The sequence below is a fragment of the Mesorhizobium sp. C264A genome, assembly GCF_040324515.1.
Taxonomy (GTDB): domain Bacteria; phylum Pseudomonadota; class Alphaproteobacteria; order Rhizobiales; family Rhizobiaceae; genus Mesorhizobium.
In genome coordinates, this window is sequence record NZ_JAMYVY010000001.1 from 3,539,251 (window position 1) to 3,558,543 (window position 19,293).

General features: G+C 63.5%; 17 protein-coding genes. 9 read left to right on the top strand and 8 right to left on the bottom strand.

The window, feature by feature from the left end; translation table 11 throughout:
• Positions 1 to 11: 11 nt before the first annotated feature.
• From NKL04_RS17405 to NKL04_RS17415, 3 genes are all read left to right on the top strand, one after another.
• A complete protein-coding gene (locus NKL04_RS17405; RefSeq protein ID WP_023667922.1) occupies positions 12 to 473 on the top strand; it encodes a DUF1036 domain-containing protein in 462 nt (153 codons plus the stop codon).
• Positions 470 to 2,866: a M23 family metallopeptidase gene (locus tag NKL04_RS17410; RefSeq protein WP_023699769.1), complete on the top strand. Its 2,397-nt coding sequence runs from the start codon at positions 470 to 472 to the stop codon at positions 2,864 to 2,866. The genes NKL04_RS17405 and NKL04_RS17410 overlap by 4 nt, the downstream gene beginning before the upstream one ends.
• Before the next feature lie 265 nt (positions 2,867 to 3,131).
• Positions 3,132 to 4,745, top strand: coding sequence for a caspase family protein (locus NKL04_RS17415; RefSeq protein ID WP_023699770.1), 1,614 nt, complete (start codon positions 3,132 to 3,134; stop codon positions 4,743 to 4,745).
• 89 nt (positions 4,746 to 4,834) lie between these two features.
• Here the strand turns inward: NKL04_RS17415 and NKL04_RS17420 are convergent, their stop codons facing one another.
• Positions 4,835 to 5,371, bottom strand: a complete 537-nt coding sequence (locus NKL04_RS17420; protein ID WP_023692200.1) for an OmpA family protein — start codon at positions 5,369 to 5,371, stop codon at positions 4,835 to 4,837.
• A gap of 229 nt (positions 5,372 to 5,600) precedes the next feature.
• Here NKL04_RS17420 and NKL04_RS17425 point away from each other — a divergent pair, with 229 nt between their 5' ends.
• Entirely contained in the window at positions 5,601 to 6,164 is a 564-nt protein-coding gene (locus NKL04_RS17425) for a DUF6931 family protein (RefSeq protein ID WP_023699771.1), read from the top strand.
• Positions 6,165 to 6,222: 58 nt separating this feature from the next.
• Here NKL04_RS17425 and NKL04_RS17430 read toward each other — a convergent pair whose 3' ends face one another.
• The 3 genes from NKL04_RS17430 to NKL04_RS17440 form a co-directional block, all read right to left on the bottom strand.
• Positions 6,223 to 7,479, bottom strand: a complete 1,257-nt coding sequence (locus NKL04_RS17430; protein ID WP_031209013.1) for a caspase family protein — start codon at positions 7,477 to 7,479, stop codon at positions 6,223 to 6,225.
• A gap of 44 nt (positions 7,480 to 7,523) precedes the next feature.
• Complete coding sequence (locus NKL04_RS17435) at positions 7,524 to 8,630, bottom strand: OmpA family protein (RefSeq protein WP_352723883.1); 1,107 nt, start codon at positions 8,628 to 8,630, stop codon at positions 7,524 to 7,526.
• 138 nt (positions 8,631 to 8,768) lie between these two features.
• Positions 8,769 to 9,410, bottom strand: a complete 642-nt coding sequence (locus NKL04_RS17440; protein WP_023699774.1) for a ThuA domain-containing protein — start codon at positions 9,408 to 9,410, stop codon at positions 8,769 to 8,771.
• 257 nt (positions 9,411 to 9,667) lie between these two features.
• Here NKL04_RS17440 and NKL04_RS17445 point away from each other — a divergent pair, with 257 nt between their 5' ends.
• Positions 9,668 to 10,312, top strand: coding sequence for a YjbE family putative metal transport protein (locus NKL04_RS17445; RefSeq protein ID WP_023699775.1), 645 nt, complete (start codon positions 9,668 to 9,670; stop codon positions 10,310 to 10,312).
• On the opposite strand, the gene NKL04_RS17450 is transcribed toward NKL04_RS17445, so the two are convergent.
• Complete coding sequence (locus NKL04_RS17450; protein WP_023699776.1) at positions 10,309 to 11,712, bottom strand: FAD-binding oxidoreductase; 1,404 nt, start codon at positions 11,710 to 11,712, stop codon at positions 10,309 to 10,311. The genes NKL04_RS17445 and NKL04_RS17450 overlap by 4 nt on opposite strands.
• 227 nt (positions 11,713 to 11,939) lie before the next feature.
• On the opposite strand from NKL04_RS17450, the gene NKL04_RS17455 reads away from it, so the two are divergent.
• A complete protein-coding gene (locus NKL04_RS17455; protein WP_023699777.1) occupies positions 11,940 to 12,983 on the top strand; it encodes a LacI family DNA-binding transcriptional regulator in 1,044 nt (347 codons plus the stop codon).
• On the opposite strand, the gene NKL04_RS17460 is transcribed toward NKL04_RS17455, so the two are convergent.
• From NKL04_RS17460 to NKL04_RS17470, 3 genes are all read right to left on the bottom strand, one after another.
• Positions 12,971 to 13,951, bottom strand: a complete 981-nt coding sequence (locus NKL04_RS17460) for an alpha/beta hydrolase (RefSeq protein WP_023699778.1) — start codon at positions 13,949 to 13,951, stop codon at positions 12,971 to 12,973. The genes NKL04_RS17455 and NKL04_RS17460 overlap by 13 nt on opposite strands.
• 14 nt (positions 13,952 to 13,965) lie before the next feature.
• A complete protein-coding gene (locus tag NKL04_RS17465) occupies positions 13,966 to 15,114 on the bottom strand; it encodes a Gfo/Idh/MocA family protein (RefSeq protein WP_023699779.1) in 1,149 nt (382 codons plus the stop codon).
• 255 nt (positions 15,115 to 15,369) lie between these two features.
• A complete protein-coding gene (locus tag NKL04_RS17470) occupies positions 15,370 to 16,131 on the bottom strand; it encodes a DeoR/GlpR family DNA-binding transcription regulator (protein WP_023682641.1) in 762 nt (253 codons plus the stop codon).
• Positions 16,132 to 16,293: 162 nt separating this feature from the next.
• On the opposite strand from NKL04_RS17470, the gene NKL04_RS17475 reads away from it, so the two are divergent.
• From NKL04_RS17475 to NKL04_RS17485, 3 genes are all read left to right on the top strand, one after another.
• Positions 16,294 to 17,094 carry a beta/alpha barrel domain-containing protein gene (locus NKL04_RS17475; protein WP_023699782.1) on the top strand — a complete coding sequence of 267 codons (801 nt, stop codon included), beginning with the start codon at positions 16,294 to 16,296 and terminating at the stop codon, positions 17,092 to 17,094.
• 3 nt (positions 17,095 to 17,097) lie between these two features.
• A complete protein-coding gene (locus NKL04_RS17480; RefSeq protein WP_023699783.1) occupies positions 17,098 to 18,048 on the top strand; it encodes a PfkB family carbohydrate kinase in 951 nt (316 codons plus the stop codon).
• An 88-nt stretch (positions 18,049 to 18,136) separates the two neighbouring features.
• Complete coding sequence (locus NKL04_RS17485; protein WP_023699784.1) at positions 18,137 to 19,282, top strand: ABC transporter ATP-binding protein; 1,146 nt, start codon at positions 18,137 to 18,139, stop codon at positions 19,280 to 19,282.
• Positions 19,283 to 19,293: the final 11 nt, after the last annotated feature.

Consider the following 19,293-nt stretch of genomic DNA (forward strand, 5'->3'; position numbering starts at 1 on the left):
CACCGACGCCGATGCAACGCCGTCGCCGTGATCCCGTCCTGCTTGCCCGGAACGTGCGGGTGAAGCTCGCCGCGAGCGCGGTCGCGACGCTGTTGCTGGCGCTTCTTTCCACCGGGCAGGCGCGCGCCGAATTCACCGTCTGCAACCAGACGCTCGACGTCGTCAATCTTGCCGTCGGCCAGAAGGTCGACGATGCCGACCAGACCGATGGCTGGTGGACCATCGGCGCCAATCAATGCGTCAACGTCATCCGCGAGGAGCTGACCAACCGCTACATCTACATCTACGCGACGGATGTCTTCGGCCACGCCATTCTGGCAGGCTCCACCGACATGTGCATCGAGCGGCGGCGGTTTTCGATCCGCGGCATCGATGAATGCTGGCAGCGCGGCCATATCGCCGCGAAGTTTCTCGAAGTCGACACGCAGGAACAGGTGCGCTGGACCTTCTTCCTGACCGGAAGCGCACCGTGACGCACAGCATCGACACCAGCTTCAAGGCAAAGAAGCAGGCGCGCGCCGCGCTGCGCAGGCGCAGGATCTGGATCGGGCTGGCGGCTGGCCTGGCGACAATCGTCCTCGCCGCGATTGCCACCGGCTTTTATCTTACCGCCGACTACTGGTCGTTCGGCGACGAAGACGAGGAACTGCACGCCGTCGAAGGCTCGGACGACGTGCCGGCCGACGCATCGGTCTACGTGCCGGCCATCATCGACCTTGCCGGCGACCCGATGTGGATCACACTGGCGCCGGAGGCGGGCGCCGCCAAGAGCCGCGGGATGCCGCGCCCGACGGAGCTCGACCAGGCCGGCATCTCCCCTCAGATCATGGTTCTCTCCGACGTGATGCTGAGCGCCAGCGAAAAATTCATGACGACGATCCCCTCGACGCAGGAGGATTTCGCCTTCTTCCAGGCGCAGCGGAAGACCGCGGTCGCGCCACCCGCCGAAACCAGCGATCCGCAGAATGACCTGCAGAACGATCTGAAGCCATCGCCCGGCGCGGACGGGGCTCCGGCGGCCTCCGGCCCAGCTCCTGACCCGCAGGTCGCTCCGGGTGCATCGACGGCGGCCGATGACCCCGAGGCCGGCTGGGGCGAGACCATCGATGAGGGCGAAGCAGCACTCCCCGCCTTTCAGAAGACACCGGTCGAAAACAACACCAGCGTTGCCAGCGTCAGCTCGGAATATCAGCGCTTCGAGGCGACCGAGGACATTTTCGTGAAAATCCTCAACGACCGCAGCCTGGACAGCGTGGCGCTCGATGCGCATTTTTCCGCCGACGACGCAAAGCTTGCCGGCGAGGCGCTGAAGGCGCTGTTCGACAAGGACGGCCTGCAGCCTGGTTATGTCGTGGCGATGCGCGGCTTCAGGCCGACGCGCGAGACCACGACGATGTCGCTGATGCAGGTTTCGATCTACGCCAGGAACGTCTTTGTCGGCACGCTGACACGCAACGCGGCGGGCGCCTTCGTGTCGGGCGTCGACCCGTGGGTGCGCGAGGACCTGTTCAATTATTCGGGCGCCGAGACCGAAGGCACGCAGAAACGGCAATACCGCCTGCTCGACGCGATCTACTCGACGGCGGCCCGCAACAATGTGCCGAGCGGCATCATCGGCGAAGCCATCATGTATCTGTCGCGCGGACAGGATCTGGATGCTTTCGCCAGCGAGGACCAGCGCCTTGTGCTGATCTATTCGCAGACGCCGCGCGGCAAGAACGAGACCGACGGACGGGTGCTCTATGTCGGTATCCAAGGCACGCAAAAGAGCTTGGATTGTTTCGTTTTCCAGCAGGGCAACGGCCAGTTTTCCTGCGTCTCGGGCGATGACCAGGTGCGCTCGCTGACGGTGGCCAACGGCATGGTGACGCCGGTCAACGGTGTCATGACGTCGACCTTCGGGCCGCGCAAGCATCCGATCCTGGGCGTTGTTCGCATCCACAAGGGCGTCGACTGGGCAGCACCCGTGGGGACCCCGATCGCAGCAGCCTTCGACGGCGAGATCATCTTCCAGGGCGACGGCGGCGGCTACGGCAATGTGGTCAAGATCGCCCATGGCGGCGGCCGCGAGACGCGCTACGCGCATATGTCGAAATTCGCCATTGCCAGCGGTGTCGGCACCAAGGTGAAGGCCGGCGACATTATCGGCTATATCGGCACCACCGGCCTGTCGACCGGGCCACATTTGCATTTCGAACTCTATCAGAGCGGTCAGGCGATCGATCCGCTCGGAACAGTGACCGCTGCAATCGCCGTCACTTCCAGCGATCCCGCCGTCGAAACGCTGACCGACCGTATCGTCCACGTCGAATCGGGCGGTAGCGCGCGGGCCAAGAACCCGCTGTCTTCGGCGACAGGCGCCGGCCAGTTCATATCCAAGACCTGGATCCGGATGATGAACACCTATCGTCCCGAACTGGCGCGCTCGCTGTCGACCGCAGACCTGCTCGCTTTGCGCTACGACGCCACCATCTCGCGTGAGATGGTGCGCAATCTGGCGCGCGAGGGCGAAGCCTATCTCAAGGCGCGTGGCCACCAGATCACCGCCGGCCGGCTCTATCTCTGCCATTTCCTCGGTATGGAAGGCGCCCATCAGGTGCTGGCGTCGCCGGGATCGGCGCAGTTGAGCGCCGTGCTCGGCTCGTCCGTTATCCAGGCCAACCCGTTTCTTGCCGGCAAGACCGCCAGCTACGTCGTCGACTGGGCGGAACGGAAGATGGGCCGCAAATTGCCGACGCCCGCCACCACCGATGCGGGCCAGCAGACGACGACGGAAGTCCGCCAGACATCGCCGGAGTTCGAAAAATACAAGCAGGCGATAACGGCACTGGTCGGCTCGATCCAAAATACTCTTGAGCCGGGCTAGAGCTGGCAGTTCGCCCCGGCTTTCGCCAAGCCGATTGGTTCTGAGGCCGGCGAATGGTATGTTTGCGGATATTTGGGAAGGTTTTTGGGTCCTTGTGAACCAAAACTGTGGCTGGGATCACATACGCCCAACAGCCATTTTGGCAGAAGCGATACAGTCGCTGGTGAAATTTAGCATGCACAGCCATCAATAACGCGCCCCATTGGGGCGGAGGGCCGATCCCATGAAAGCGTTTGCCGTCCTTTTGAGCGGATTTTTTCTGTTAATGCTGACCGCGCTTGGCACCGTCCAGGCGGCGGCGCCGGATGCCGGTGGCGTCAAACGCGTCGCGCTGGTCATCGGCAACAGCAAATACGTCCATTCCGTCGAGTTGCCCAATCCGGCCAATGACGCGCATCTCATCGCATCGACGCTGCGCAATGCCGGCTTCGAGGTGATCGAGGGCGTCGACCAGGACAATGCCGGCATGCACAGCCTGATCAGCAAATTCACCGAGCAGTCCTACGATGCCGACCTCGCCGTCATCTTCTATGCCGGCCACGGCATGCAGGTCGACGGCAAGAACTTTTTGATCCCGGTCGACGCCGAACTGACGTCACCTGCCTATCTCAAGACCCGCACCGTCCAGATCGACGACTTCATGGCCGCATTGCCGCCCGACCCGGCGGTCGGCGTCATCATCCTCGATGCCTGCCGCGACAATCCGCTGGCACGCACGCTGGCGGCCGCGATGCCGAAGACCCGCTCCACCGCGCTGGGCACCGGCCTGGCGCCGATCGACCCTAAATCAGAGGGCGTCGGCACCGGCGGCATCCTGATTGCCTATGCCACCGACCCGGGCGCCATCGCCTTTGACGGCAACGGCGTCGACAGCCCCTACTCGACCGCGCTCGCCAGGCACCTGACCGAACCCGGCGTCGAGATCCAGAGCGCGCTGACGCGGGTGCGCGGCGAAGTGGCCGAGACCACGCAAGGCCGCCAGCGGCCATGGCACAACGCATCGCTGGGCCGCGAGGTTTTCCTTGGCAAACCGGCCGCCGAAGCCGTGCCGGTGGCAAAACCGGCCGCCGATGACGCGAACGCCGCGGCAGCGCCCGCCCCCGCTCTCGTCACCAGCGAACCGCCTTCATGGGAAGTCGAGCAGCGCCTGTGGGACGAGGCCTCGAAGCGCAACACCGCGCCATTCTACGAAGCCTATCTCGAACAGTTCCCGAATGGCCGCTTCGCCACGGTGGCGCGGCTCAACATCGATGCGCTGAACGATCCGAAAGCCCAGGAACGGCAGGTGGCAGCGCTCGATGCCGACGAAGCGAACTCGGGTTCTGCCGTGCGCACCTCGGTCGGCATTTCGGAGGACATGAAGAAGGTGCTGGGCACCGAGGCGACGGAGAACGCGATCGGTCTCGATCGCCAGGGCCGCATCGACCTGCAATTGCGCGTCGAGGCGCTGGGCAACGAGCTTGGCCGCGTCGACGGCAATATCGGCGCCAAGACAAGGCAAGCGATCGGCGACTGGCAAGAGGGGAACGGGCTGCCTCCGACCACCTTCCTGACGCGCGAGCAACTGGCGTTCCTGGTTATCCAGACGGATCCGATGATGGAGGCCGTGCGTGCCAAGCATGAGGCCGACCAGGCCGGCGTGGACAAGCCGAGAAAACAGGTGGTGCAGAAGGCCCGCACGCTCAAGCCGGTGGCGGAAAAGCCACGCAAGAAGCAGTACGCCCAGAAGCCGCGCCGACAACAGCAGTTCGTGCAGAAAAGGCGCAACCGCGAGGTCGTGCGCGAGGATGAGCCGCCGCCGCGGGACAATAATGATTTCCTGACCAAGGCGCTGATCTTCGGCACCGGCGTAGCGGTCGGCGGCGTGCTCAAGAACTGATCGATCACATCGAACAACAACAACGCCGCGTGTCCGTTGGACGCGCGGCGTTGTTGGTAAATCTACAGAGAGGCGTGCGTCGAAAGACGCTACTGCGCCTTGATCCGCATCTCGACCCGGCGATTGACGGGATCGTAGGGGTCGGGGTTGCGGGGATTGGCCTCGCCGAGACCGACCGCCTTGATGCGGGTGCCTTCAATGCCGTTGGATTCGAGGAAGGCCGTCACCGACTGCGCTCTGCGCTGCGACAGCCCCTCATTGTAGGTCGCCGAGCCGGATGCGTCGGTATACCCTTCGACGACGAAGGACAGCTTGCTCAGCCGATCGTCCTTCAGCGCCTTGGCGAATTCGTCGAGTTCGCTGCGCGCCTTGGCGTCGAGCTCGGACGAATCCAGGCTGAAATTGATCAGCATATCGAGGCCGGTCTTCTCCGGAGGCTTTTCTTTCTGGCCGGTCTTGCTCTTGCACTCGTCCTCGGTGCCGACACAAATCCCGCGTGCCGCGCCGTGATCGATCGTGCCGGCAAAGAACTTCACAATGTCTTCCGATTTCTGAAGTGGGTCGGCATAGACGTGAGTCGAGAAAAGCACGGTCGCCAATGCCAAGACTGAAATGTGCCGCTGCATAACGGTTACTCCCGTTTCGAGCATCCGATTTTCACTCAGGCCCGATCCATGGATCCGGGCCAACTCTTCCTGTTCGACAATGATCTGTCGAGATCACGGTCGGCTGTGGAATATACCAAACCGTGAGGCGTTTGTCTGTGAACAACGTCATGGACATGTGGTGGTCGACAGACTTGACCCGCGCCTCGCAGGCGGGTTGAGTGAGGGCTGGGGGAGGATAACAGCAGCGATGGTCAACGGGCTTCGATTCCAGACCGCACGCGATCTCTTCGCCGCGAACACGGCTGTCGCCCGGGACATGACGGCCGTTCCGACCGACCAACCCTCGATCGAGTTCTGCCGCCGGCTGATGGCCGGGCGCATCCCCGAGGAAGCGATTACCTTTTGCGCCTATCTCCTGCCTGACCGGGCCGCAATCTGGTGGGGCCATGAGTGCCTGGGGCATCTGACCGAACTGCTCGAAGAGCAGGACCTCGAAACGCTGGCACTGATCCAGGACTGGGTCGGCGAACCCAACAATGCAAGCCGCCGGGAGGCTGTCGCCGGGGCGGCGATGACGCAGCAGCACACGCCTGCCGGCTGGATCGCGCTCGCGGCGCAACGGCATATCAATGGCCTGGCGGAGCAGGCCAACGGGTCGAGGCTGCGGCCGCTGCCGGCTGCGCATGCCGTCAATGCCGGCATACTGGCCGGACTGGCGCGGGTTGCGGTGGCGGACCGTTTCTCCGTGCTCACCGCCTTTGTCGAGATGGGCATCCATCTGGCCGAAACCGAGGCGCTGCGCCGAGCCTGATTGCTCTGGATCGTGATGAGATTTCATTGAAATCTGATCCAACCCATTGTTGGCGGTCTCATTTGCAGCCGTTTTGCGCCCATTTGCCGAGTGCCACCTTGAAGCGCGTGCCCAGCGGGTGTTGCAGGCGCAACACCGAGACGTCATTGGTGACGTAGGTCTTGGCCTGGTCGCACAGCCGCTCCTCGGTCCATTGATGACAGTTGCTGCACTGGTTGTCCCAGACGGACTTTTCCAGGCCCTCGACCGGACTGAAGTGCGGCTTGCCCTGGATGAGTTGGGCGATGCTCTTGCCGTCGATCGCCGGGTCGCCGAAATTGACCGGAACGTCGAAAAGGACTGGCGCGTCCGAGCCCAGCTTCGGAATTTCCTCACGCAGCTGTTCCACCGCCTGCTCGCCGGCGTCCGTACCCGGCGGATTGGCGGCCGCGCCGGTGCGCGCCTGCGTATCGCCTTCGGGCGCAGCCGCGCCGGAATCGCCGACGATCAGCGGCGCCTTGAGATCGACCTTGTGAAGCACGACATCGGTGGTCAGCGAAACGTTGACCCAGGGCTGCTGGCGTCCGGCTGTGGCCTTGAACACATCCGACGTAACCCGGTTCATCGCTTCGGTGATCGAGACGTTGACCTCGCCGATATGGGCAAGCAGCGCCGCCGAAAATGGCGAGTGCTCGCCCGGTCCGTCATAGGCGAGCTGGTTGGGACTGGCAGCGAAGGCGACCAGCGTGCCGGCGCCGCCATTCTCGATCGGTATTTCGGCAAGGCCGCTGCTTGCCGTGCTGTCGCCGCCAGTCTCCTTGGCAAGCACATCGGCGAGCGGGTTGTCGCGGCAGGCGTCGAGGAACACCAGCCTGATGCTGGTCTCGCGCGACATCTGCCGCAGGATGAAGTCCACCTGCACGGCTTCGAAGTCGAGCGAGGTCTCGTCTTCCAGCGCCGCATCGACAGGCAGCAGGTAATTCCTGCCCGAGACCTGCAGGCCATGACCGGCATAGAAGAACAGCGCGATATCGGCGCCACGCACCTGCCGCGCGAATTGCGCGATCTTTTCCTGCGTCTGCGCCTTGGTGAGATCGAGGCCGGAGACGATTTCGAAGCCCAGCCCCTTCAGGCGATCGGACATTGCCTGCGCATCGTTCACCGGATTGGGCAGCACCGGCGCGTTCCGGTAATGGGAATTGCCGAGCACCAGGGCGATGCGGCGTTCGGCACTGGCCGCGGTCATGGTAATGGTCATGGTCAACGCAAGCGCCAGCACGGCGAGGCCGATGCCGCGCATGAAGTTGCCGCAACTTGCAATGATGTCCAAACGCACCGGGTTCCTTTTCGGTTGACGGGCCTTCTCAGTTAAGGACCGGCTCAGTTGGAGAGCGGCGTGGCGGAGAACTCGATCCGCCGGTTCAGCGCCTTGTTCTTCGGCGTATCGTTCGGCGCCACCGGCTTTTCCTCGCCATAGCCGGAAGCCGTGATCTGCGCCGATGGAATGCCCGCAGCGATGATCGCGTCGGCGACCGCCTTGGCGCGCCGTTCCGACAGGTTCTTGTTGGCCGTCGGCGAGCCGTCGGAATCGGTATGGCCCGAAACCTCGACCTTCAGTTTCGGACATTTGCCGACGACGCCGACCACCTCGGCCAGCAGTGGGCGGCTCTTTTCATCGAGCCGAGCGCTGGCTGGGCGAAAATAGACGGCGCCGGTGCGCGACAGCACCTCGAACCTGTTCAGGCATTCATCGTCGCTGAAGGACGTCTTGCCTGCATCTGTGGCGACCGGCCCGGCGTCGGCTGGGGCTGCGGCCGCGACGGCAGGCGTGGCCGCAGGCTTGGCGCCATCAGCGGTGAAGACGAAGTCGAACGACACCGAAGCCGTCGGGACGATGCTGCTGACATTGGCCGCCTGCTGGAGTTTTTCGATGTTGGGCAACAGGCCGAAATCCTCGACATGCACGGCGACCGGCGCCTCCGAGGCGATCGACACCATGCTGTCGGTGATCATGGTGACCACGACATTGGCCTCAAGGTCCTTGTCGACGCCGTGCAGGCTCAGGCGAAACGGGATATGCGCGCTCATGCGCCGTTTGGTGGCGAGATCGGCAAAAGCGGCGGGATCGACTTTCGCCGTCACTTCCGCCGTCGGGAATTTGAAGGTTTCGAAGAACAGGAAGCGCATGCGGACATTGCGAAGGTCGATACCGGTGTCGACCGAGTTGAGGTCGAACGTGACCTTGGCGGCGCCATCCGATGTCAGCGTGCCCGAGAGGTTCCTGATCTTGTTGGTTTCGACAATGGTGTTCTTCTTCACCGATTGATAGGTGAGCGTCGAATTCGCCGGATCGAGCGTCCAGTTCAGCTGCGCGTTGGCCGCGTGCGGCGCAAGCAGCAACAGACCGAACACCACGACCACCAGAGCGGGCGGACGCCAGCGCTGCGACGGCTTTCCATGCCTTACTAATCCGACGACCCCGAACATGCATGTCCCCGTGACAACACATTTCAGTTGCGATGACGGCGGTCGAACGCCGTGACCTCAGCCAGCATAGAGCGTTAGCCGCGGCTTAGCGAGTAGCGGAGTCGTGATATCGCCGTTGCTTGCTCGGACAGGCCCCGGTTACCGGCTGGCCCACAGCACCCCACGCTCGAAGATGGTGCGCATTTGCGGGACGGAAAACTCATCCGCGGTGTGGCCGAGCGCGCTGAAGAAGACGCGGCCCTTGCCGTAGCGGCGCTTCCAGACCACGGGCATGACGACGCCGTCGATGAAGTCGAGATGCTCACCGCTGAACGTCGTCGTCGCCAGCACCTCGTTGCTCGGGTCGACATGCATGTAATACTGCTCGGAATGGTAGGCGAAACCCTCGATACCCCTGACGATCGGATCGTCGCTGATGATGTCGACACGGTAGTCGATGATGTCGCCGGGGTGCGCGACCCATTGGCCGCCGGTCATGAACTGATAGTTCGGCTCGTTGCGAAAACTGTCGCCCATTGTGCCGTGGAAGCCGGCAAGGCCGGTTCCGCCGCTGACGGCGGCGGTGAGGTTTTGCAGCTCCGGTTTCTCGATCGTCGACATGGTGATCACCGGCACGATCAGATCGATGACCGGGAGCTGCGGATCGGCGAGCGCGGATGTGCCCTCTTCTATCCGCACCTCGAAGCCATGCCCGGTCAATATCTCGCTGACGACAGCGGCGCTGCGGGCCGGCGTGTGACCCTCCCATCCGCCCCAGAAAATCAGTGCCGTCTTGCTCATGCTCGTCTCTCCTTTGGTCGGCAATATTGATAGGCAAGCGGAACGCTTTTGTCTTCCCTTCCATGATGGGCATTCTGGGGCGGGCATTTCTGGTCGGAAATCACGACCCGGCGATGAATTCCGTGGATGAGGACCGATTGGCCGCGCTGGCGTCTTGTTTCAATGCCGGGCTGCACTCAAATCAGCTGTCTTCGCGTTTGCGCAGACATCGGTCCGATCCGCCGCAACCAGCCGGAGCCTTCCGGGGAGACCGCTCTATGAGTTTCGACCAGACGACTGTCGCCGCTTATCTGGAAGTCATCACCATCAACCTTGTGCTGTCTGGCGACAATGTCGTGGTGATCGGCATGGCGGCCGCAGGCCTTGCCAAGGCGTTGCGGCAGAAGGCGATCGTCGCCGGCATTGCCGCGGCGGCGGTGATCCGCATCGTCTTTGCGGTGATCGCGGTGCAGCTGCTTGAAATTCCGGGCATCATGCTGGTCGGCGGCATGCTTTTGTTCTGGGTGTGCTGGAACATGTTCCAGGAGTTGCGCTCGGCCGGCGACGGCGAGGACGTCGACACTGAAGCCGCAGCACTTGCGACGGCGCGGCCGGCCAAGGCGCTGCGCACCGCGATCCTGCAGATCGTAGTCGCCGATGTCTCGATGTCGCTGGACAATGTGCTGGCCGTGGCGGGCGCCGCCGCCCACGACATGAATGCGCTGGTGTTCGGTCTCATCCTGTCGGTGGTTCTGATGGCGGTCGCCTCGACGCTGGTGGCGGCGCTGCTTGCCAGGTATCGCTGGATCGGCTGGCTCGGTCTGGCGATCATCGTCTATGTCGCGGGAAATATGACTCTGGACGGCATCGAGCAGATGAGAACGGTCGACTTCCACGCGCTGCTCTCGCCAGCTGCAAGTTAGATCCCTCCTGGCGATCGAACGATATCGAAAATCCGCCCGGGATTGAGGATGTTGTGCGGATCGAACGCCGCCTTCAGCCGGCGCATGGCCGATATCTCGGCGTCGCTGCGCACGAGGTTCAGCCATTTCTTCTTGTCGAGGCCGATGCCGTGCTCGGCCGAGACGGCGCCACCGCATGCCGCCACGCCGCGATAGATAATCTCATAGGCGGCCGCCGGTTCCGTGGTGTCGACCTGATAGTGCAGATTGCCGTCGCCGAGATGGCCGAAGACGTAGATCTCGGCGCTGCTGTCGACGGCGTGGATCGCGGCTTCGGCGTTGCGCAGGAAATCCGCCATGGCCGCCAACGGGATGCTAATGTCGACGCCGAGCATTCCCTCGATCGCAAACAGGAATCGGTTAGCCTCTTCGCGCACATCCCATAGCGCACGGAATTCGCGTGGCGACTGCGAGACGACCACGTCGTCGACGATGCCGTCCTCGACCGCCTGCATCAGCACCGAAGCGAAACGCTCGCCGTCCAGCTCGGCCTGGCTGCCCTGGATCTCGGCCAGCACATAGACGGGCGCGCCGACAGGCAGCGGCGCCGGCGCGGCCATGCCGGCAATCATGGCGCCGTAGAGCGGCGAGAAGTTTACCTCATAGGCCGAAAGCAAGGGCCCGAGCCGCTGCTTGAGCAACCCCAGCAACGCAATCGCCGCCTCCAGCGAGCCAAGGGCGCAAAAGGCGGCAACCTCGGTGGCGGGCTTGGGATGCAGCCGCAGGCAGGCGCGAGTAACCACGCCCAGCGTGCCTTCGCTGCCAATGAAAAGCTGGTTGAGATCGTATCCCGAATTGTCCTTGGCCAGGCCACGCAACGAAGTCAGGATCGAGCCGTCGGCAAGCACGGCCTCCAGCCCCAGCACCTGGGCGCGGTACATGCCGTAGCGCAGCACGCGAATGCCGCCAGCATTGGTGGCGATGTTGCCGCCGACCGTCGCCGTGCCGCGCGCGCCGATATCGACGCCGAACATCAGGCCGGACGCATCGGCCGCTTCCTGCACCATTTGCAGCGGCGCGCCGGCTTCCGCGATGATGGTTGCCGCGGCGCGGTCGGGCGCTTCGACCGCGGTCATGCGCTCCAGCGACAGCACCGCTTCGCCCGGCTGCACGCGCGCGCCGCCGGCCAGCCCGGTGCGGCCGCCATGGACGACCAGCTTCTGGCCGATACCACTGCATATGCGCAGGATTTCGGCGACGTCGGCGGCGTTGCGCGGACGCAAGACCAGTTCGGGCTGGCCGCCGCCCTTGCCGGAGAGGTCGTCGCTGTAGCGCGGATCGATAGCATCGCCGATCACAATCGCGGCGGCATCGAGCCGACGATAAAGCTGGGAAAGAAGCCGATCGATCTGTTGTGTCATGGTGCCTGGACTGTTTCAGCGCTCTTTGTGACCGAGACTTTGATGCGGGACAATTTTCGCGTCAATTGAACAAATTTACGCACGGTATAATCTGTCATTGCGCGTTGAACCCACTGACGTTTCCTGTAAATTTCGTCCGCCGTTGCGTGGCGGACGCGCCGGCTGCAGGACCCTGGGCAGCGTCAAGGGATGACCGAGGTTCTGGCGCGTGCCAGACGAGGGATTGAATGCCGATGACGCACAAGACGATGGAGGATTTCGCCCGCTCCTGCGGCGTCTCCAGGCCGACGCTGTCGAAATATTTCGACGATCCGACCAGCGTCAAGCCGGCAACGCGCAAGCGCATCGAAGAGGCGTTGCGCTCATCCGACTACCAGCCCAATCTGTTTGCCCGCAACCTCAACCGCAAGCGCACCCGCGCCATCGGCATTGTCGTACCGACGGTCACCGACCCCTTCTATTCCGAAATGGTCAGCCGCATCGAACTTCGGCTGCGCGACGAGGGCTACTGGCCGATCGTCATCTCCTCGCATGGCTCGACCGAGCTCGAAATGGAGGCGACACGTACCATCCTGTCGCTGAAAGTTTCGGGCGCGCTGATCGCGCCGCTCGGCTTGCGCTCGGACCGGCGCACGCTGGAGAAGCTGACCCAGACAATGCCGGTCGTCTATTTCGATACCTATCTCGAAGGCGGCACGCCCTTTGTCGGCAACAACAATGCCCAGAGTGTCTCGACCATCGTCGACTATCTCTGCCGCTCCGGCGACGCCCCGGTCTATTTCGATATCCCGCATGTCAATCACAATTCGCCGGAGCGGCTGAGCAGCTATGTCGACGCCATGCATCAGCTTGGCCAGGAGCCGGTGGTTATCGGCAACACCCGAGACTACACATGGGATTTCGAGCGCATCGGCTACGAGCAGATGGAACAGATGCTCGGGGCCAGCGGCCTGCCGGGCAAGACCGGGGGTCTGCCCGGCAAGACCATACTGTGTGCGAATGACCGCCTGGCTTTCGGCGTGATGGCGGCAGCCTTCGCGAAAGGGCTGAAGATCGGCCGCAAGGCCGATTGCGACCTGCGTATCGCCGCCCATGACGACCATCCGCTGAGCCGCTACACCTGCCCCGCACTGACCACCATCGCGCAGGATTTTGCCGCCATGGCGGGGCGCAGCGTCGAGACATTGCTCGCTTTGCTCAACGAGGATAGGGCAAACGTCGCGCCAAAGGTCAGCCTCGACGCGGCCCTGGTGATGCGTCAGTCCGCTTGAACCTTTCCAAAGGCAGGATCGAAGCTGCGCCACGCGGCAATGGCGGCGGCAACCGCCTGTCTCGCTGCCGGGCCGTGACGGCCCATCGAGACGAAGCCGTGGATCTGACCGGGCCAGTGTTCCAGCACGACCGGCACGCCGGCCTGCTGCAGACGCCTGGCATAGGCCTCGCCTTCGTCGGCGAGGATGTCGTGACCGGCGATGGCGATGAAGGTGGGCGGCGCACCGGCGAGGCTTTCCGCCTTCAGCGGTGAGGTACGCCAGTCGCCGATGTCGGCGGCATTGCGGACATAATGGTCGCGGAACCAGGCCATGGTCGAGGCGGTCAGGCCAAAGCCTATGGCGAAGCGGCGATAGCTGTCCGTCGTCTGCCCGGCATCGGTGTTGGGATAAAACAGCAGCTGCGCTGCCGGCGGATTTTTGTCCCCCCGCGTGAGCAGGCCGAGCACCGTGGCGAGATTGCCGCCCGCGCTGTCGCCGGCAACCGCGATGCGGGCAGCGTCGATGCCGAGTTCGTCCGCGGCGCTTTGCATGAAGGCAAGTGCCGCTCGGCAATCCTCTATTGCCGCCGGGAATTTGTGTTCCGGCGCCAGCCGGTAGTCGACGGAAACGACGACAGCGCCTGCCTCGTTGGCGAACCAGCGGCAGATCTCGTCATGCGAGTCGAGATTGCCGATCACCCAGCCGCCGCCATGGAGATAGAGCAGCGCCGGAGCGCCTGCCGAAGGCGCGCCCTGCCCGCGATAGATCCTGAGCCTCAGCGGATCGCCGGGTCCGGCGATGATGCGCTCGCTGAGTGCTGCGACCGGTTCACGCTCGCCTTGCAGGTTTGGGAAGCCTTCATTGTAGGCACGGCGCGCCTGTTCTGGCGTTCCCGTTTCGAACGGCGGCGCACCGGCTTGGCTGCCGAGCTCGAGCACATGCCGGGCCTCCGGATCGAGTGTCGGCAGGGACGGTGGCGATGTCACGGACGAACCTCCCGTCAGGCAAGCAGGGTTGCCGCTTCCTCTTCGCCAAGCAGCGGCGGCTGGTCGACCGTGCCGTTGACGGCAACCGAGCCACGGCTTTCGCCCGAAGCCAGGATCGCCTCCATGATCTCAAGCACATGCAGCGCCAGCTCACCGGAGGCGCGCGGCTTTCTGCCCGCGGCCAGCGCGCGCGCCAGATCGGCGACGCCGAGCATGCGGTAATTGGCGCGGTCGGGCGCGGAATAGGGCCAGTTGCGGGCGCCGTAGAGTTCGCTCTCGCTGGCGAAATCGGCCCAGTCGGCGCCACGTTCCGACAGCGAGACCGTGCCGCCGAACGTGTCGGGATCGGGCAGCCTGAGCGAGCCTTCGGTCCCGTGCAGTTCGATCGGATGGTTGGAGTGTTTGAACACATCCCATGAGGCGCCGAAGGTGACGGTGGCGCCCGAGCGGAATTCGAGCAGCGACATTATGTTGGTCGGCGTGCCGACCTTGAATGTCGTGTTCTTGAACGGCCCGTCGGCCGTGATCAGCCTCTCCTCCTGGCCGCGCGTCGCCATCGCCATGACGCGCTCGACCGGCCCGAGCAGATTGACCAGCACGGTCAGGTAATAGGGACCCATGTCGAACACCGGACCGCCGCCGGGCTGATAATAGAATTGCGGATTGGGATGCCAATGCTCCATGCCGCGCCCCATCATGAAAGCGGTGCCGGTCACCGGCTTGCCGATGGCGCCGGCATCCATCAGCCGGCGCGCGCGGCGGCCGGCTGCACCCAGGAATGTGTCCGGCGCCGAGCCGATCAGCAGGCCGCGCTTGGCCGCCTCGGCGACAAGCCGGCGGCCGTCGGCGGCAGAGGTTGCCAGCGGCTTTTCGGTGAAGACATGCTTGCCCGCCGAGAGCGCTGACAACGAAATGTCGAAATGCGCCGCCGGGATGGTCAGGTTCAGCACGAGGTCGATGTCGGGGTCGGCGAGCAGCGTGTCGACGCCAATCGCTCGGATGCCGTATTCGCTGGCGCGTAGCTCGGCCATGTCAGCGGAAATGTCGGAGCAGGCGCGTAGCTCGACACCACCGAAGAGAGCTGCATTGCGCAGATAGGTCATCGAGATGTTGCCGCAGCCGATGACACCGATGCCGAGCTTTGTCTCTGACTTTCCGTGCATTTCCAGCTTTCCTCCGAAGCCAAGGGCATGCTGTACGAACCGTTGCAGTTCCCACGCCCCCCCGCAATCCGCTATACAGGATTTTAAATGTTGACGCGCGTAAAATTTTTATAGAGCTTATGATAATTCTGGCGCGCATTGGGAGGCCGCCAGCGCGAGGAGGAGAACATGACCGGCATGAAAAACGGCCGACGGCCGCTGCGAAGCCCGTGGGTCATGCGCGTCTTCCGTCGCGCATCAGAGACCGGGACGGCTTCAGGCATAGATCACCTTGGCCCCGACCCTATCAAGCTCACCGCGTATTGGACCGGGCAGGCCATCGTCGGTGATCACCACATCGACGGCCGACAGCGAAAATGCCTTGGACGTCCCGCTGACGCCCCATTTGCTCGAATCGGCGAGCAGGACAACGCGCCGGGCCATGCGAACGAGGTTCCGCTTCGTTCGCGCCATGTCTTCGTTCACGTCGACCACATCCAGTGACGAGTCTATCGCATGCGCTCCAACAAATACCTGATGCGCTACCAGGCCGCCGAGAGCCGTATCGGCATCGGTGATCAGCGTGCTCACCGTGTCGGGATAGACCCGGCCGCCGATCATATGAACGTCGAGCCCAGGACGATGCATAAGATGCTGCACGATATTCATGGCCGTGGCCGCGACCACGACATTGCTGAGCGGCGGTAACTGCATGGCAAGTTGCATCAAGGTTGAGCCGCCGTCGAAGATGACCGATTGGTTGTCCTCGAACAGGTCCAGCGCCGCCCGGGCGATGCGCTTCTTTGCGTCGAGGTTCGTTTGCATCCGGCGGGCGAACGCGGCCGTCGTCGAATCGGTGGTCCGGGTCACCGCCCCTCCACGGGTCTTGGTCAGCAGTCCCTTGCGGTCCAGTATTTCGAGGTCGGAGCGCACGGTGACCTCCGACACGCCAAACCCGTCCGACAGGTCCTTGATGCGAACCTGTCCGCTGCGTTGCACCTCGCCCAGGATCGATTGGCGTCTCTGCTCCGACAACATTGCCCTGCCTTGCCTTCCCGCGCCAGGCAATCGCCCTGGCCTTGGCTCACCTTACCGAGAAATATGCAGATTCGAAAGCTTTCGAAAGATTGTTTTTCTTTTTTCTTTCGGAAACACTGGATTGAGCATTTTTAAATCAACCGATCAGGGAATTTTGCACTCATGAGCCTAGGAACCAAGGTGCGTCTCGCGCGCCTCTTCTCGCATCCATCGGGGAACCTCTTTGGCGGCGCGGTCGACCACTTCGTCGGCTATGGCGACGTGCGCAAAGGCGGCCTTGCCGACCTGCCGGGTGCGCTCGCACGCGTCATGGCGGGCAAACCCGACTATGTCAGCATTCAGCCTGGCACCGCGCGCCATCTGTGGCCGCAATATGCGGGCAAAGCTTCCCTGGTGATTCAGGCGGGCTGCTTCACTGCGGACGATCGCATCAGCGAGTTGATCGCAACGCCCGAGGACGCGGTGCGCGCGGGGGCCGATGCGTTGGCTGTGGCCATTCCGGTGCGCGGCGCGACGGAGGGCAAATACATACGCTGGCTGACCGATTCGGTGAATGCGGCGGCCCGCTACGGCATGCCTGTGGTGGCGCATATCTACCCTCGCAATTTCACCGACGGAGCAAAGATCGTCTTCACCCCCGACGAGATCGCCTATGCGGCGCGCATCGGTTACGAGTCCGGCGTCGACGTGATCAAAATCGGCTACACCGGCGATTTCGAGTCGTTCCGGGAGACCGTCCGGACCTGCCCGGTGCCGGTTGTCATCGCGGGCGGTCCAAAGACCGATACGCTGCTCGGCGCGCTTCAGCAGACGGCGGACGCCATCCGTGCCGGCGCGCACGGCGCCGTGGTCGGCCGCAATCTCTGGGGGCACGGCGATCCGGAGAAGGCAGCGCTTGCCTTTCGCGGCGTCATCCATGACGGCCTTTCGGCGCAAGACGCCCTGGCGAAGGCGGGTGCCTGAACGATGCCCACCATCCCCTCGATCCTCGGCTTCGGCGCTATTGCGATCGACGACATAGTCTACGTCGATCAGCCATTGTCGGCGGGCAAGGGTAAGGTTCTGCAAAGTACCCGCGCCTTCGGGGGAAATGTCGCGACGGCGCTGGCCGCCGTCGCGCGGCTCGGCGGAACCGCCGGGTTCGTCGGATGGCTGGCCAGTGCCGCGGACGACGCGGTGCAGCTCGATCTCGTGGCGAGCGGTATTGAAACCGCATTCGCGCCGCGCCATCCCGACGCGCGCCCGGTGCACTCGCGGATCACCGTCGGCTCGGACGGGGAAAGGTTCATCGCGTATGACGACGATGCGATGCTGGGCACCGCTCCGGACTTTCCGGACGATATCCTCAGCCGCGCAACCGTCCTGATCGTCGATAGCTATGCGACCGGGTCGCTGGATGTCGTGGCTCGGGCTCGCGATCTCGGCCTTGCGATCCTCGGCGATATCGAATGGAGCAGCGGCCCCGCCACGGAGCGGCTGATCGCGCTCTGCGACCATCTCATTCTTCCACTTAGCTTTGCACGGACTGCCACGGGGCGCCGATCGCCTGCCGAGATGCTCGATGCCTTGTGGTTGCCATCGCGATCCGCCGTGGTTCTGACCGATGGGGGCAGGGGTGTGTACTATCGCGGCCGTGAAGAGACAGGTCTCTGGCACCTGCCCCCGCACCGGGTTGCGGTCGTCGACTCCACAGGCGCGGGTGACTGCTTTCATGGCGCCTATGCCCATGCGTTGACGCGAGGAGCCGACACCGCGGGCCGGATCGCATTCGCGGCCGCGGCGGCGGCCGTTTCGATAACGGGGCGTGGCGGGCGCGAGGCGCTTCCGACCGAGGACCAGGTCACGCAACTCCTGGCATCGGCGAACGCGCCGTCAGCAGTCGACCTGAAAAATGCGCATGTGGATGCTGGAGCATGACCTGAAACGATCCGACGAACGTTTCGCAGGCGAACACAGGCCCAGGAGAATCATAAAAATCAGGGCTTATACTTGTGGAGGGAGGAATATGGCAGAAGTCACTCTTGAGAAGATCTGCAAAACCTACGGGAACAGTTTTCGCGCAATCGACCAGTTGAACCTGTCGGTCAAGGACGGCGAGTTCTTGATCCTCGTCGGGCCTTCCGGCTGCGGCAAATCCACGGCGTTGCGAATGATCGCGGGGTTGGAAGACATCACCAGCGGCAGCCTTCGGATCGGCGGGGTCGACGTCGTCGACATGCCGCCCAAGGACCGCGACATCGCGATGGTGTTTCAGAGCTACGCGCTCTACCCGCATATGACGGTATCCGAAAACATCGCCTTTTCGATGCGGCTGGCAGGCAAGCCGAAGGCCGAGCGCAAGAAGCGCGTGGACGAGATCGCCAAAACTCTTCAGCTGACGTCTTTGCTGGACAGCAAACCCGCGAACCTGTCAGGCGGGCAGCGTCAACGGGTTGCCATGGGCCGCGCCATGGTGCGCGAGCCGGCCGCCTTTCTCATGGACGAGCCGCTTTCCAATCTGGATGCGAAACTGCGTGTGCAAATGCGCGCCGAAATCACCAGCCTGCAAAAGCAGCTCGGCGTCACGACCATTTACGTGACCCACGATCAGATCGAAGCGATGACGATGGGCGACAGGGTCGCGGTGCTGAAAGGCGGTGTGCTGCAGCAGGTCGACACCCCCAAGAGGCTCTATGAATCGCCGGTTAACGCCTTCGTTGCCGGCTTCATCGGCTCTCCTTCGATGAACCTTTTCGAGGCGACCCTGAAGGGCGGCGAGCTCGCTTTTCGCGACTTCGCCGTCCGGCTGCAGGATGCAGCCTTCGTGCGCAGGCCGGCCTTGAGGTCGTATGCGGGGCGCAAGGTCGTGTTCGGGATCAGACCGGAGGATCTTTATGACAGCAGCCTTGAATCCGGTCGCAAGTATCAGACGATACCGGCCAGGGTGACCTCGATCGAGGAACTCGGCTCCGAACAGATCGTCCACATGAACATCGACGCGGTCCGGGTGGACTCCGGCGATCCGGATGCGGTGGACGATTTCGGCCTGGCGTCGAACGCGGTGGCGAGGTTCGAGCCGATCAGCGCCGTCCGCTCCGGCTCGGAAATCCGGTTGGCCGTGGATGATGCCAAGTTCCATTTCTTCGATCCCGAAACGCATCTGGCGATCTGAAGATCTGCGGA